The organism is Streptococcus sp. CF7_Ac1-12 (genome assembly GCF_024295905.1).
Lineage (GTDB): Bacteria > Bacillota > Bacilli > Lactobacillales > Streptococcaceae > Streptococcus > Streptococcus mitis_AP.
In genome coordinates, this window is the sequence record NZ_JANCPG010000002.1 from 102,977 (window position 1) to 118,740 (window position 15,764).

The 15,764-nt window shown below is 40.4% G+C and carries 15 protein-coding genes; 1 reads left to right on the top strand and 14 read right to left on the bottom strand.

The genetic code is table 11. The features are described from left to right. Positions 1-81 precede the first annotated feature (81 nt). The 6 genes from gyrB to NMM17_RS01635 form a co-directional block, all read right to left on the bottom strand. Entirely contained in the window at positions 82-2,028 is a 1,947-nt protein-coding gene (gyrB, locus tag NMM17_RS01610) for a DNA topoisomerase (ATP-hydrolyzing) subunit B (RefSeq protein ID WP_049534471.1), read from the bottom strand. Between the two features lie 14 nt (positions 2,029-2,042). Next, positions 2,043-2,606, bottom strand: a complete 564-nt coding sequence (locus NMM17_RS01615; protein ID WP_025171434.1) for an HAD family hydrolase — start codon at positions 2,604-2,606, stop codon at positions 2,043-2,045. Between the two features lie 85 nt (positions 2,607-2,691). Continuing rightward, the gene (locus NMM17_RS01620) at positions 2,692-3,246 is read right to left on the bottom strand and encodes a DJ-1 family glyoxalase III (RefSeq protein WP_000241393.1); all 555 of its coding nucleotides are present in this window, start codon (positions 3,244-3,246) and stop codon (positions 2,692-2,694) included. A 10-nt stretch (positions 3,247-3,256) separates the two neighbouring features. After that, positions 3,257-4,480 (bottom strand): FtsW/RodA/SpoVE family cell cycle protein, encoded by a 1,224-nt coding sequence (locus NMM17_RS01625; protein WP_000830649.1) that lies wholly within the window; start codon positions 4,478-4,480, stop codon positions 3,257-3,259. Positions 4,481-4,516: 36 nt separating this feature from the next. Then, the gene (locus NMM17_RS01630) at positions 4,517-6,967 is read right to left on the bottom strand and encodes a bifunctional DnaQ family exonuclease/ATP-dependent helicase (RefSeq protein WP_254753717.1); all 2,451 of its coding nucleotides are present in this window, start codon (positions 6,965-6,967) and stop codon (positions 4,517-4,519) included. 198 nt (positions 6,968-7,165) lie between these two features. Next, positions 7,166-8,095: a peptidase U32 family protein gene (locus tag NMM17_RS01635; protein WP_000411191.1), complete on the bottom strand. Its 930-nt coding sequence runs from the start codon at positions 8,093-8,095 to the stop codon at positions 7,166-7,168. A gap of 139 nt (positions 8,096-8,234) precedes the next feature. Here NMM17_RS01635 and NMM17_RS01640 point away from each other — a divergent pair, with 139 nt between their 5' ends. Further along, entirely contained in the window at positions 8,235-8,522 is a 288-nt protein-coding gene (locus tag NMM17_RS01640) for a DUF3270 domain-containing protein (RefSeq protein ID WP_153223472.1), read from the top strand. 33 nt (positions 8,523-8,555) lie between these two features. On the opposite strand, the gene ciaH is transcribed toward NMM17_RS01640, so the two are convergent. From ciaH to NMM17_RS01680, 8 genes are all read right to left on the bottom strand, one after another. Further along, complete coding sequence (gene ciaH / locus NMM17_RS01645; protein WP_254753718.1) at positions 8,556-9,890, bottom strand: two-component system sensor histidine kinase CiaH; 1,335 nt, start codon at positions 9,888-9,890, stop codon at positions 8,556-8,558. Continuing rightward, complete coding sequence (gene ciaR, locus NMM17_RS01650; protein ID WP_254753719.1) at positions 9,880-10,554, bottom strand: two-component system response regulator CiaR; 675 nt, start codon at positions 10,552-10,554, stop codon at positions 9,880-9,882. Before ciaR ends, ciaH begins: the two co-directional genes overlap by 11 nt. A gap of 108 nt (positions 10,555-10,662) precedes the next feature. Further along, positions 10,663-13,209: a M1 family metallopeptidase gene (locus tag NMM17_RS01655; protein ID WP_254753720.1), complete on the bottom strand. Its 2,547-nt coding sequence runs from the start codon at positions 13,207-13,209 to the stop codon at positions 10,663-10,665. Between the two features lie 121 nt (positions 13,210-13,330). After that, entirely contained in the window at positions 13,331-13,771 is a 441-nt protein-coding gene (locus tag NMM17_RS01660; protein WP_000193673.1) for an ASCH domain-containing protein, read from the bottom strand. Then, on the bottom strand, positions 13,713-14,615 hold the full coding sequence (locus NMM17_RS01665; RefSeq protein WP_001245835.1) for a putative PEP-binding protein: 903 nt from the start codon (positions 14,613-14,615) through the stop codon (positions 13,713-13,715). Before NMM17_RS01665 ends, NMM17_RS01660 begins: the two co-directional genes overlap by 59 nt. Next, entirely contained in the window at positions 14,593-14,733 is a 141-nt protein-coding gene (locus NMM17_RS01670; protein WP_000354300.1) for a hypothetical protein, read from the bottom strand. The genes NMM17_RS01665 and NMM17_RS01670 overlap by 23 nt, the downstream gene beginning before the upstream one ends. Positions 14,734-14,743: 10 nt before the next feature. Next, complete coding sequence (locus tag NMM17_RS01675) at positions 14,744-15,442, bottom strand: 3-oxoacyl-ACP reductase (protein ID WP_000167120.1); 699 nt, start codon at positions 15,440-15,442, stop codon at positions 14,744-14,746. Further along, positions 15,435-15,671 carry a DUF2829 domain-containing protein gene (locus tag NMM17_RS01680; protein WP_000141914.1) on the bottom strand — a complete coding sequence of 79 codons (237 nt, stop codon included), beginning with the start codon at positions 15,669-15,671 and terminating at the stop codon, positions 15,435-15,437. Before NMM17_RS01680 ends, NMM17_RS01675 begins: the two co-directional genes overlap by 8 nt. Positions 15,672-15,764 lie beyond the last annotated feature (93 nt).

Consider the following 15,764-nt stretch of genomic DNA (forward strand, 5'->3'; position numbering starts at 1 on the left):
ATTAAACTCCTTTTTAACTTGAAACAATCGTAATGATTATATCATATTTTTTAGACCAAGGGAACTACTTCTCCCGATTTTTTAGACATCAAGTGTACTATAGACGGCATTTTCTTCGATAAATTCACGACGAGGCTCTACTCGATCCCCCATCAACATATCAAAGATTTTATCTGCTTCTGCAGCATCATCCACAGAAACTCTAGCCATCAAGCGGTGTTCTGGATCCATGGTTGTTTCCCACAATTGGTGGTCGTCCATTTCACCTAGCCCCTTATAACGCTGAATGGTCGGTTTGGTACGACCTTCACTATAACGGGCTAAAGCTTCTTGGAGTTTGATTTCTTGATCTGCACCTGGCTGGATGTATTCTTTAATCTCGCTTCCAACCTTGACACCATAGATTGGTGGTTGGGCAATATAAACATAACCAGCTTCTAGGATTGGTTTCATATAACGATAAATCAAAGTTAAAAGAAGGGTACGAATGTGGGCTCCATCGACATCGGCATCGGTCATCAAAACGAGTTTTTGGTAACGAGCTTTTGAAACATCAAATTCTGCGCCAAATCCTGTTCCCATCGCGGTGAAAAGACTACGAATTTCTTCATTAGCAAGAATCTTATCCATACTTGCCTTTTCAACGTTCAAAATCTTACCGCGAATTGGAAGGATAGCCTGGAATTCACGGTTACGACCAGATTTGGCTGATCCACCAGCTGAGTCTCCTTCGACGATGAAGAGTTCCGTTTCAGCAGGGTTGTTAGAAGAACAGTCTGCTAGTTTCCCTGGGAGGTTGGAAATTTCCAAACCAGATTTTTTACGAGTGACTTCACGCGCACGCTTAGCAGCCACGCGAGCTTTAGCAGCCAAAATTCCTTTTTCAACGATACGTTTGGCAATCTGTGGATTTTCCATGAGGAAATCAGAGAAAGCATCACTGAAAAGGCGATTGGTAATCTTAACCACTTCGCTATTTCCCAGTTTGGTCTTGGTTTGTCCTTCAAACTGTGGATTTGGGTGTTTAACTGAGATAACTGCAGTTAATCCTTCGCGGACATCTTCCCCTGTTAAGTTGTCTTCATTGTCTTTAAGCAACTTATTCTTACGAGCATAATCGTTGATAACACGTGTCAAGGCTGTACGGAAACCTTGTTCATGCGTTCCACCTTCATGGGTATGAATATTGTTTGCGAAACTCATGACATTTTCATGGTAACCCGTTGTGTACTGCATGGCTACTTCAACCGTGATATCATCCATCTCACCGTCTGTGTAAATTGGTGTATCAAAGATTACATCCTTGTTCTCATTGATATATTCAACGTAGCTAGCAATCCCACCCTCATAATGGTAATGCTTGGTTTGTTCCAAACCTTCACGCTTATCTGTGATTGAAATTTGAAGACCACGATTTAAAAAGGCTAACTCTTGAATTCGTTTATTTAATTTATCGAAGTCAAATGTTGTTGTTTCAGTGAAGATTTCTGGGTCCGGTGTGAAGTGAACTGTTGTTCCCGTTTTATCCGTATCTCCAACCACCTCAAGGTCTGCAACAACATGACCACGACGGTATTCTTGATAATGAATCTTCCCGTTTTTGTGGACATGAACGTCTAATTGAGTGGAAAGGGCATTAACTACTGAAGATCCCACTCCGTGAAGACCACCTGAGACCTTGTATCCGCCACCGCCAAACTTTCCTCCAGCGTGCAGGACAGTAAAGACGGTCTCAACGGCAGGTCGACCTGTTTTTTCCTGAATATCTACTGGGATACCACGCCCATCATCGACAACAGTAATCGAATTGTCTGGCTCAATAAAAACTTGAATATGGCTGGCAAATCCTGCCAAGGCCTCATCAATTGAGTTATCAACAATTTCCCAGACTAGATGGTGAAGACCTTCTTTTGAGGTTGATCCGATATACATCCCTGGACGCATACGAACAGCCTCTAAGCCCTCTAAAACTTGAATTTGACTGGCATCATAATCCTGTGCCTGCAGATTTTTGATTTCTTCTGTCATCTTATTCCTTTTTCTTACATGTCTAATACTTGTCTTAAATTCACGATACTGGTTAACAAGTGGGTAGCTAGTCCAGCAGCTTGCCCTGCTTCAATATCAATCGGCCGATCACCAATGACTAAGCCAGAGCTAATCTGATACTTTTCTCTTAAATAAATCATGGACTCAGGATCTGGTTTTCTCTTAAAACCTGAGCTAGAAGTCACCACTTCTGTAAAGTAGGTTGCTATAGAGGTTTTTTCTAAAATTTCCAAGACCTGATCATTTCGATGAGAGACCAGAAAATGACGCCCACCTTGATTTGAAATGTCTTCCAATAAGTCAGAAACTCCTTCAAATAAAATAGGGTGTTCAAGCTCTCTGGCTTCATTTTCCTTGTACTTTTCTAAAAAATGTTCTAAGTTGGGAGCGAAAGTCTCAATCGCAAAATCAGTAGAAACCTTTAAAGCTTGATAGACTCTGTCATGATCTTGTGTGATACCATACAGCGCTAATGTTTCAACAAATGCAGCTGTTGAAGTTTCATAATTATCCAGTAAAGTTCCACCTAAATCCCAGATATAATCGTGATATTTCATAGCTTTCATTATACCATTTTTTCGTTAAAAAAGCGATGATTTCCCTGAGTTTTCCACATAAAAAAACGAGAGGTTAACTCCCGTTTTACTGATTTTTACCAAAAACATCTCGATAGAGCATTCCGGTTCGTAAACCCTCTGCATCTCCGCCTAGTTGCTCCACCAACTCATAGGCAAAGGCAAGAGCTGTCGAGGGACCTCGACTGGTTGTCAAATGACCATCTACCACTACTGTTTCCTTGACGTATTGCCCATCAAGGATTTGCTCTTGAACACCGTCATAACAAGTGTACTGCTTGTTTTTTAATACTCCTGCTTGATTGAGGGCAATCGGCGCCGCACAAATGGCTGCCAGTTTCTTTCCTTCTTGCTCGAAGCTTTGCAATTCTTGAATCAAGGACTGGTTGTCACGCAAATGTGCAGAACCTGGCATCCCTCCAGGAAGGACAATCATGTCATAGTCTGATAAATCACCATCAAAGACACGATCTGCTCTGACTTGGATTGCATGCGAACCTGTCACTTGCTCTTCAAATCCTACCATATCACAAGTAATTTTTGCACGACGCAAAACATCCACAACTGTCAAAGCTTCAATTTCTTCAAAGCCCTGAGCTAACATAACTGCTACTTTAACCATGATTTTCTCCTTATTTGATTTGTTTTAATACAACCTTTTTCCGCTTGAATCGGACTTTTCCGCTCTTTTCTTCAGCTAAGTTTGTCTGGTAACTCATCGATAAAAGCAAGCCAATACCAATCAAGTTACTGATAATAGCCGATCCACCTTGAGAAATGAACGGTAAGGGGATCCCAGTCAAGGGAAGCAATCCAGTAACGGCACCGATATTCTCAAAAATGTGGAAGAGCAACATCATAATCAAACCTGTGGAAATATAGGTGTAGAACTGGTTGTTTGATTTAAGAGTAATCTTTAACATACGGTAAATCAGCATGAGATAAAGAGCAATAACAAGAACAGAGCCAATAAAGCCAAAATCTTCTGCAATGACCGTGAAAATCATATCCGACTCTCGAACTGGGATAAGCAAATTAGAAGCATTAAAACCTTGACCAAATAAGCCACCACTCCCAATCGCGATTTGCCCTTGAGCCTGCTGGTAAGTGGTAGTTTGGGCAAAGTCAAATGGATTGAGCCAAGCCAAAATACGGTTGATTTGGTAGGTCGGCATTCCCAGTTGATGGAGAAAAGCCCGACCGTCCTTACTGATAAAAATGGCTAAGAATCCAGCAACTCCTGTTACAGCAGTCACAAATACTGGAATAATAATTTTCCAAGAAACTCCTGATAGCAAGACGATTCCTGAGAAAATAGCCACAAAAACCAAGGCCGTCCCCAAGTCACTTTGAAGTGCTAAAAGAACTAGGACTGGAATGGTAAAGAGAATCATCCAGAAAATCAATAAGAAGTCCAGCAGAACTGTACGTCTCCATTCCTTATGTTTTTTGGTAAACTGGACAATGACACGAGCCAACATGAGGATATAGGATATCTTCATAAATTCTGACGGCTGGAACAAGGTAACACCATTTACCGATACCCAGTTTTTGGCACCTGTTGATGCAACTAAGCTTGGATTATAAAAGACAATCGGCAAGACCATGAGTCCCAAGCCTAAAATATACAGAAAGGGGGTCACTTTCCAAAGAAATTCTGTATTAAAGAGCATGACGATAAAACCAATCACAAGCCCCAAGGCAATCCAGGCGACCTGCTGCCCTAAAATGGGCAGAATATTGTTTGGATAATCATGACTAACGGCTATGTAGATAGCCACTACGCCAATAACCAGTAGAAAAAATACTGGCAAGAGCAAACTATAATCGACTCTAGAGTCGAGAGAACGTTTCATATATACTAACCTTATACTTTCATACTATACTATTTATCAAAGCTCATTTAAAAATTCATCAATAGTCTCATCAACTTCGGATTGAGAGACGGTTTTAACAGTCGCTTCTTTTGCTAGAGATGCTACTATTTGTTTGCCATATCGCTTTCCGACAATTCTCCTATCCAAAATGAGAGTTAAGGAACGTTGGTGTTCGCGTCTCATACTTCTTCCCAAAGCCTGTTTTAAACGAATAATAGCCATTGGCAACTGATAATCATAAAAGGCATTTTTTCCTTCTTGAATCAATTCCTGATTGATTTTTTTCGTCAAGGGCTCTTGAGGATTTTGGAAAGGAAGTCTTGGTACAACTTGAATCACAAAAGGATGGCTTGAAAAATCCACTCCCTCCCAGAAACTTGCTGCACCAAGCAGGATTTTTTGTTCCCCTTTTTCAAAGCGTTTCTTCAGTTGATGAACATCGCCATTTTTATACTGGGCCAAATGGCTAACTGGAAGTAAATCCGATACTGCTAGAAGCATGTCTTTAGCGGTAAAGAGAACCAAAATCGGTTGCTGGAAAGCTTGAACATCCATAAGCAAATCAGCTACCTCTTTGGCATAGACTTCTAAGGAAGTTTCTGTCACCAGAGGGAAATCTTTGACCAAGACCACTTCTTGGTCCTGTTTTCTACGAGCTTCAATCTTGACAAATTTGGCTTCAGGATAGCCTAAAAGGTCGGCCAAAGAAACTCTCTGACTAATCTCAAGAGTAGCCGATACACCCAAGACTTGGCATGAATTAGGTACTAAAGAGGACAGAAGAATACGTCCTGATTTCGTAGAAGAAATCTGAATTTTCTTTTGACTCGTTTCAGTTGCTTCAAGCCAGTAATCTCGTTCAGCTGTAAAATAGCGAACCAAATCCTCAAAGCCTTCTACTTCTAATTCTGAAAAATACTGGTGTAGATTGGCAAGAGAATCTAAGATATTTTTCTTAGATTTCCCAGACTGAAATTGTTCAATCAAGTAGAGGCACTCAAAGCGAATACTTTCTAGTATTCGTTGCTGGACCTTATTTTTCTCGTCCAGCAAAGCCTTATCAAGCAAATCGATAATAGACTGGATATCGTGAGTCTGTTGAAGCAGATTTTCTAGGGCCAACAAAACTTTTTGGACTTCATCAATAATCAATAAACGGTCACTGACAAATTCAGGATTATCTTCAAGTCTGGTTACAAGATAGGCATGATTGGTTACTAAAAGCTTGCAGGTTTGTGCATTTTCTTGACTACGTTTCCAGAAATCTTCCGTCACAAATAAGCTCTGGGATGATAAATTCCCGTCATGACGAAGGCCTGCTAGAAAATGTTGGTAACGGTAAAGTTGCCCGATTTCATCCAAATCTCCTGTCTCTGTCTCTGTCAGCCAGACCAAGAGTTGCATTTTAAAGCGTCTAAATAAGCGATTTTCATCATTTTCCTGCAAGGAACGATAAAAGGCATCCAACTTCAGATAATTGTGTGGTCCCTTTAAACTATGAATATCTATATGGAACACTTCATTGAGACGTTTACCTTCTTCTTCCATGATTTGATTTTGAAGAATCTTTGTCGGAACACTAAGGACAATTTGTCGCTCTTTCATTTGAGATAAAGCGGGCAAGAGATAGCCATAGGTTTTCCCAATCCCTGTCGGTGCTTGAATTAATGAGACAGGCTCATCTTTCAATAGCAAGCCAACCTCTTTAGCAAAACTTTCTTGCTCCTCCCTCACTTCAAGATTCAATAGAGAAATATTTTTAGAAAAATCTTGAGATAGTTTTCGTGGCTCATTGGGAGCTGCAAGTTTCTTGAAATATAGTCCTTGAACTTCGACCAAGTCTAGTGAACTCAGGATAGATTGGCTGCGATAAATTTCTTCAATAACCAGGTAGGACTCGTATAGGAGGTCATCAGCCATTTCCAGCAAGCGTTCCAAGAGTCCTTTAGGAAGCTGGGCCATCTTTTTTCGTAGAAATAAGAGTAATTCCGCAGTAGCTTGGGCATCTGAAAGGGCTGTGTGAGCGTGTTTTAGAGGAATTCCTAATTCTCGACACAATATCGGCAAACTATATTTTTCCAGTTTAGGAAAAAAGACCTGAGCCAATTCGACCGTGTCAACACGAGGATTTCTTAGTTCATAGCCTTCAAAAAATAAATTTTCCGCCAAGAGATTGGCATCAAACTGAACATTATGGGCTACAAAAATCCCATCCTCCACCAAGTCAAAGATTTTTCTAGCAACTTGCGAAAAATCAGGTGCTTGCGCCAGACGTTGGTCTGTCAATCCTGTCAGTTCTTTTATATGAGCATCCAAGGGTTCATGTGGATTGACATCTGTCGTATAGTGATCGACGATTTTTCCATCCTCAATCACGACAATTCCCACTTGGATAATTTTAGCCTTACTACCTGTGCTAGTTGCCTCTAAATCCACCACAACATAGCGATTACCAATCGTTTTCATTATAAAAAATTATACCAAAAAAAGGGCCATTTGGCACCTGCAAACATGGGATAATTTTCAAACTCGAGAAGGTTACTTGTATTAAAAATTCCAGCAAACAGAGCATCCTAGCCTACTAATTCTTTGAAAATATTGGAGAATAAGAAAAATTGAGAGAAGAAATGTTTGCATCTTCCTTCTCTCAACGAATCATTTACTTTATTTAACCATGTCAGGATCGTAGTCATAAAATCCTGTATCAAGGAAACGGTTTTTAGGGTGAAGTTTACGAACTTCTTCATCCAGCAAGAAGGCTTGGTCATGGCTAAAGTTACCCTCTTGAATCAAGCTACGCGCTTGGATAAAGAGTTTTGCAATCTCAACAAAGTTCTGACCAGGTGTATAGAGACCTTCTAGTTTCCAGTGAGTAAAGCCATGTTCCACCAATTCTGTCAATTTGGTCATCAAATCAAGGTCATTGTTGGCAAAGATGTGGGTCCCATGATTGTCTTCAAAAATGGAATAGTGGCTCTCTGGGTCACTTGGCTCAGCCAAGAAGAGGTCACGCTTGCGCGTCTTTTCGTCATCGATATGTGTAAAGTTATAATAGTTTTGCAAGAGAGGACGCTTAGAATGGTGAATAACGCTAGCTCCGTAAACCAAAACTTCAGCAGGAATTTCCAAAATCTCTGGCATTTTGAAGAGTTCAGCAGATGGAATTTCACGCGCCAAAACAGCCTCAGATGCGCCAGCCTTTTGTCCCCAGAAGTTAATCTGGCGACTGCTTGTCACCATAGTTGAAGCATCATAGATGGTCTTAAAGGAATAACCATCGCGGTTGACAACGTAAAAGACACCTGCATCCCCAATCGTAATGTAGTCTGTCTTGATTTCTTCCAAGAAATCAAGGAATGGCTTGATACGATCCATCATGTCTTGGTGCATGAGAGCATTAACCGCAACGATCAATTCCTTACCAGCATCATGAACCAACTTAGCGATTTCACGCAATTGGTCATAACTAAAGGTCGTTGGCAGACGAAGGCCAAAATCTTTCTCACCGACATAGATACGGTCTACGCCAGCTTCGAGCAGTTGTTTAACTTGTTCAATACTTTCAGCAGTTGCTGTAATGATAATCTTTTCCATAAGAAAAATTATACCATATTTCTGGAAAATCAGCCATTCTTTAAAAATGAAAAGGTACTTTATTCTTTTTGTAACCTTTCTGTAATAATTCTCTGCTGAAAAAATGATAAAATAGGTATGTACTGTTAAGGAGAGAATAATGCCCGTAAGAAAATTACAATCCTATGAGGTAGACTATCAAGAAGAGTTAAACCAGCAGGTTCCTCGCTATCAAGATTATACACCTGAAGCGCAGTCTGATGCCAATCTCAAGGAAATCCTATTTTTTGTTAATATCGCTGTTTTTTGTATCTGTATTGCTATCTTTAGTTTTATCTTTTTAGCATTAAAATTATCAACTGCTCTTGCCTTTGCTGCAGCAATCGGATCCAGCTTACTTGTTTTAAAAGTCCAACGCTCTATTATCAAACGAAAACGTAGAAGATAAATCCAAAATATCGCCCCATCTGGAGCGATATTTTTATTTTTTCTTTTTAGATGGTGTGTGGATGGCTATTTTCACTTCAAAGATTGTTCCCTTGGGTTTATTATCTTTCACAGTAATGGTTCCTTTTAAGGCATCTACAATTTGCTTGGCCAGAGATAATCCTAAACCAAAACCACCTTTTTGACGGGTTCTAGCCTTGTCTACTCGATAAAAACGGTCAAAAATTTTCTTCTTATCTTCTGCGGAAATACCAACTCCGTTATCAGAAACAAGTAAATACAGATTTCGATCGGTCGCTGAAATCATAAAATCAATTTCACCATCCTCCTCTGTATATTTGATGGCATTATCAAATAGGATGGTCATCAGTTGTTTTAAAAGAAGCTGATCTGTGACGATCGTTCGATGGATGCGATTTTCAAAACGGAAGACACGGTCATTTTCCGAAGCAATCATCTCATAGTTTGTGAAAGTCGTATTGAAAAAACTGGTTGGAACTTCTGCAAGTTCCGGCTTAATCCCATCATCTCTACGAGCCAAATTCAACAAGTTCGTCGTCAAAAAACGCATATTTCGGACTTCTTCCAAACTCGATGCAATGCTTTCACTCACATCCATAATGGTAGCTTCCGGCTTACGAAAAAGAGTCTCTAAGCGATTTTGCAAAACTGCAAGTGGAGTTCGTAACTCATGACTGGCATTTTCCACAAAGGACTGTTGCTTCTGCATGCTCTCAAGCAGGGGCCGAACACTGACCCTAGCTAGATAGAGACTGGCAACTAAAGACAGAATCCAGAAACTTGCCATCACAACCACAATCAATTGCTCATGCTTTTGACTGGCCTGCTCCAACTGACTGGTATTAATCAAGACAGCCGCATACTTGATATTGGTTGAAACCGAACTAATATTGGTTTCCATCAATATCATGCGATAGATTTCTTCCTGTCCATAACTATTAAAAACCTGAATCTGATAGATATGGCCTAGTTCTTTCTTCTCTAACTTAATCTTATCCAAGCCCAAAAATCGATTTCCAGAAAGGAGCTGGGTAAAATTCTTATCAAAAAGAATAACCTCCGTATTGGAGCTTACATTGGGTTTTACCTCAGCCTTGCTAGTATCTGTAGCGGCATTCTCTAAATCTTTAATCTCTTCTGTTGCCCTATTTACTGCCAGCTGAATAACTGCCTGAGGATTGTTACTCAAACCATGGAGCGTATCATCCACCGAAGTATAGAGACTCGAGTGCATGACCTGTAAAATAATCAAGGTCATGGTGGAGAAAATCAGAGTGAAGACACCAAAGTTGCGGATAAAATAACTAAAGTCATCCGCATACCATGTTTTTTTTAGTTTACTGAACATCTTTTAAAATATACCCAACACTGCGCAAGGTTTGCAAATTCTCTGCAAAAGTGGTTCCTTTTAATTTCTTACGGACTTTTGAAACATAGACTTCGACAACCGAAATCGTTGTATCACTATCAAATCCCCATAAACGATCAAAAATCTGAGTCTTGGGCAAAATAACATTTTGATTTTGCAGGAAATAAACTAATAAATCAAACTCTTTGCCCAGCAATTCGACAGGAGTATCTTCAACCTTAACGGTATTTGTTGACAAATTAACTACAATATTTCCATAAGATAAGGTGTTTTCATTAAATTTACCTGAACGTTTGAGAAGGGCTTGAATCCGCATTTTGAGTTCTTCTAGGTAGAAAGGTTTAGTCAGATAATCATCTGCTCCCAATTCAAATCCATGTCCCTTGTCATCCAAACTTTCCTTGGCAGTCATGATCAGAACTGGTGTCGTAATTCCTTTTTCACGCAATTCTTTCAAGACTTGGAAGCCATTTTTTTCAGGCAACATCAAATCGAGCAAAATCAAATCATAGACTCCACTCTCAGCTTCGTAGAGACCTTCTTCCCCATCAAATACCTGCATAACATTCGCAAAATCGTCTAAAAAGTCAAATACTGAATTTGACAGACCTAGGTCATCCTCAACCAATAAGATTTTTATCATGAGAAACTCCTCCTTATTAAAACCATTATACCAAATTTGCCTTAAAAAAAACTCAACTCTCTACATTTTACATGAGATAGCTGAGTTTTCTTTTTATTTTTGTCTTAATTATTTAGTTCCGTATTGAAGAACAACTGCTTCGACTGCAGCTTTTTCACGGTTAATCAAGTCAACACGCGCTGCAATTTCCTTGATTCCCATACCGATGTTACGGCTAAGAGCAAGGTCAGAAAGTTGTGGTTCAAAGAATTCCTTGTATTCCGCCAAGCGTTGCTGAGTCTTAAATACATGCGCTGGAAGGATAACAAAACTATCAAAGCTCATATCTCCTCCAAGGGCTGCCTTAATCCAAGCCCAGTTTTCACGAGCCCAAGACCATGCTGTTTCCTGAGTTGCTTGATGGCTTAAGAACTGGAAGTACCAAGCAGACAAGTCTTGTGGTTTGACCACAAATTTGTCCTTCCAAGCAGCAATCAAGTTTTGGATATTATCCGCATCTGTACTGTATGCAAGAGCTGCTGCCAACTGGCGTTTAAAGACAGCATCTGTTGCGTGAGTATAAGTATCAAGATAAAGTGCTAACAAGTCTTTAGTCTCATGATGTTTCATCTCATTGATCAGAACTTGTGAGCGAATAGCTGCTGGAAGTCCTGCAAGATTCTCCTTGTGAGCCGCGAAGATTTGGCTAGCGACTTGGCTAGCTTCTGCATCATTTGAGCGAATCATCATAGAAACAGCCAACTGACGAACCAATTCATCCTCATCTGATTCACCATCTTTAGCTTCAAAACCAAGACGGTCATAGTTGTGACGAGCCAATTTAGCAACCAAAGCTTTGAAGGCTCTTTCAGCTTCTGTTCCTTCATCGATAAAGCGCTCAAGGGCAGAAATTACTTGAGAAACAGCTGAAACGACAAGGTAAGATTCTTCTTTAGCAAGTTTATCAAGGACTGGAAGCAAGTCTGCATAAGAAATGTGCCCTGCTTCAGCAAGCAAACGACGTTCTTGAACGATCTGCAGTTTACTTGTGTTATCAAGCTCAACTAGGTCAGCAAGAACAGCTTCTAACAAGTCTCCTTGATAGTCTGTAATATAGTGGGCTGTATTTTCAGTGTTGAGACGAAGAGCTCCTTCATTTTCAGCTAGAAGCGCAGCATAGCCAGGAATTTCGATGCTTTCAGTTTCGAGAGTATCTGGTAGTCCTTTCCAGTTACTATTGAGTGGCACCACCCAGAGACGGTTCTTATCTTCGTGCTCACCGATGAAGAATTGTTTTTGTGAAATCTTCAAGACATCATTTTCAACTTTGACAGTGAGAACTGGGTAACCAGGCTGTTCCAACCAAGAATCCATAAAGGCTGCAACATCACGGCCTGATGCTTGACCAAGGGCATTCCAAAGGTCACGACCGATGGTATTTCCATATTGATGTTTTTCAAAGTAGGCATGCAAACCTTTAGCAAAATCAGCATCGCCGAGCCAACGACGAAGCATGTGCATGAGGCGACTTCCTTTGGCATAGACGATAGCTCCGTCAAAGAGCGTATTGATTTCATCTGGATGTTTAACTTCGACGTGGACAGACTGAACACCATCAGTCGCATCGCGTTCAAGAGCGTGAGGCACTCCACCTGTTTGGAAGTCTTCAAAAATATTCCAGCTTGGCTCAATGGCATCCACACAGACGTACTCCATCATGTTAGCGAAGCTTTCATTGAGCCAAAGGTCATCCCACCATTTCATAGTAACGAGGTTCCCAAACCATTGGTGAGCCAATTCATGGGCCACAACAAGGGCAACTTGTTGACGGCTAGCAAATGTTGAGTTCTCATCCACAACCAAGTAAACTTCACGGTAGGTCACAAGACCCCAGTTTTCCATAGCACCAGCTGAGAAGTCAGGAAGGGCGATATGGAGAGATTGAGGGATTGGGTACTTAACTCCATAGTAATCTTCGTAAAACTCGATGGAGCGAACGGCAATATCCAAAGAGAAATCAAGGTTAGAAAGTGGGTGAGCTTTGGTTGAGTAAACACCTACAAGGGTCCCATTTTTAGTTTTAGTGGTCACACCTTGCAAATCACCGGCGACAAAGGCTAACAAGTAAGAAGACATGCGAGGTGTTGTCTCAAACTTCCAGATACCTGTTTCCTTACGGTTTTCCACTTCGATTTCTGGCATGTTAGACAAGGCTAACTCACCTTCTGCTTGGTCAAAACGTAGAGCAAGATCAAAAGTTGCTTTGGCTTCTGGCTCATCCACACATGGGAAAGCTTCGCGTGCAAAATGGCTCTCAAATTGAGTAGACAAAACTTCCTTCTTGACTCCATCAACTGTGTAGTAAGATGGGTAAATCCCTGTCATGTTGTCTGTAATTCTTCCTGAGAAAGCGATAACCACTTCAACTTGACCTGCTTCAGCAAGTTCAATATGAAGGGCTTCATTGTCATGGTCAACTGTAAATGGGCGAGCTTGACCTGCAACTTCTACAGTGGCGATTTCCAAGTCTTTTTGGTGGAGGGAAATACGGTCACTCTGTGCTTGACCAGTGATAGTCACTTTCCCTGAAAAAGTCTTGGTCTCACGACTCAAGTCTAAAAATAAATCATAATGTTCAGGAACAAATTGCTTAATAAAATGTTCAACTGCTTGCATAGTTTTCTCCTATCTAAGTTTAAGAGCTAGAGCTCTTCTTCAAACAAACTTATTATATCATGTTTTGCTTAAGAAAAAAGGATTGGACGATGATTTACAAAACTTTCTTCCTTCTAATAGCCTACAGTGGGTAGACCTTGCGTAATTCTTCTAAAACAACCTTACTGTCAGGCGTAAAAGTTAGTCCTGCCTCTCTCAGCCACTCAGCGAAACAATCCTCATGAACCTGATGCCAATAGGCTAGGGTTTTGTCACCTTCTCCTTCCTTAAAGGCATGGTCAGCAGAAACTTGATTGAAGGGTTCAACAGAAACCTTTGTAATTTCGATAATGCAGACAGCTTGATTTTGACTGTCTAAAATGATGTCAAAGGTTCCTTCTCGCGGAAGGGATTCATCATCAATTGCATAAAGGTCATAGGCTGAAGCGGTTGCTGTCTTTTCACCTCTTAGAACTAAATCTGCCAAGAAATCGGCATCTACTCCAAAAGCCCAGGCATCGATTTCATCTCCGATAGAAGGATTGATTTCCTTGTATGCATTCCACATTTCTTGCTGTGTCATGGGTGCTCCTTTGTAATTTTTTACTTTCTTCTTTTATGTGTTTAAGATGGTCTGGATGGTCAATTTCTAAATCAAAAATCTCTGGAATAGAGCTGTAATGGAGGATGCATTCGATACCCATCTGATTCATTTTTTTTATGAAAGAAGTATTCAGATAGCCTGCTACAGCAAAATCAATCTTTTTCATCCTTGCTTTATCCTGCATCTGTCTCAACATATCTAACATTATTGGACTTTCCATATCATGCCATTGACTGTTTCTCACAGTCGCAAAAACAAAAGAAGTCAAATCATTCATTCCAACTACAATCTTTGAAATACCCGTTTCCAGTATGCTGTCTAAGTCAAAATACGCTGACGGTAATTCAATCATAGTGCCAATTTTCCCAGTAAAACCATGCTGACGCAATACTGTGATAGCTTGCTTTAACTGCTCAGCATCATTGACAAAAGGAAAAATAACAGACAGATTGGGATTGTTTTGATAAACTTCTGTAACGACATTTGCTTCAGCCTGAAATTCATTCGGACACGCCAGTAAACGCCTAGTTCCTCTATATCCAAATAAGGGATGCCCTTCGTCAAAAAACTCTTTAGTTCCCTCTAAACAATTGGCTTCTGTATTCGTTAATTCAGAAAAACGATACCAGATCTCCTCACCTGAGTACAAGGAACAGATAATATCTAGATAATCTTTTACAAATTGCTGACAACTTGCTAATATGATGTTTTGGTTGAGCTCTCTCAACAAGTATTCCCCACGAATCATTCCAATGTGGTGAAATAGTTGTGGGTAAACTTTTTCAAGAATTTTTTCTCCACTAAGAGCAAGTTGGTTTCTCATCATTCACCTTCCAATTCATATAGAAGGTCTTGTCCAATTCTGGAAATCCTAATAATTCAGACTTAACCTTCAAGACTAACGGCGATGCATTTTCTTCTGTGATCTCTTGAATATCCATCCAACTCCTCCTACTTCAAAGACCATCCGCCATCTATTGTCAGAATTTGTCCTTGCATGGCACTCGCTTTCCCACTTGCTAAGAAAAGGCTAATCTCTGCTATTTCCTCTGGCTCAATCCAGCGCTTGATTGGTGTTTCACTCGCCACCCAGTCTGCTAAGCCACCTGGTTCAAAGTCGTCAGCTGTCATAGCTGTCTTGACTGCTCCTGGAGCGATACCAAAGACCTGAATCCCAGTTTCAGCATAGTCTAGAGCCAACTGCTTGGTAAATCCAGCCAAGGCATGCTTAGATGAAGTATAGGCGTGACCACCACCTCCTGCTAGATTTGAAGCAATGGAACACATATTGATAATGAATCCTTTTTTATTCTCCAACATTTTGGTCAAATAATAGCGAGTCAACTCTACTGGAGTAACGTAGTTGATTTCAAAAATCTCTTGAATTTCCTGCGCTGATTGTTCCAACAGTGGTTTGTAATCATCCAAAACTCCGGCAGTATTGCACAAAATATCTACCTGAGGACACCAGTCAAAAATAGGCTCCAAGTCCAAGGTCAAATCTCTCTGAAAAAAGTGGAAATCACCCTCTAAGAGTGGATTTTCACCTTGGTCAACTCCATAAACTTGAAAGCCATTCTCTAAAAAGAGGCGAGCTTGTGCTAGGCCGATTCCTGAACTCACTCCCGTAATCAATACACGTTTAGTCATTCACTTCTACCCAATCTGTCGCCAAAACATCACAAGGTGTCGGACTCCACATGGAAAAGCCTTCTCCCTCCCCGGAAACGTTGATTAGGAAATAAGGTGTTACTTCAAGTGCAACCCCGTTTTGTTCAATGGTGTCAAAAAGTTGGACATAGTTTTCAGCACCTCCCCAACCAGTTCGTACATATTTTTTCTTAGCCTTTAACCCAGGTAGAATTTCTTCAAATGTCATGTTTTTCTCCTTTAATATCAATAATTCTCCCCTTCATTATAACAAAAAAACCGCTTTGAAACGGCTTTTTTGACTGTGATTTATTTAAATCTG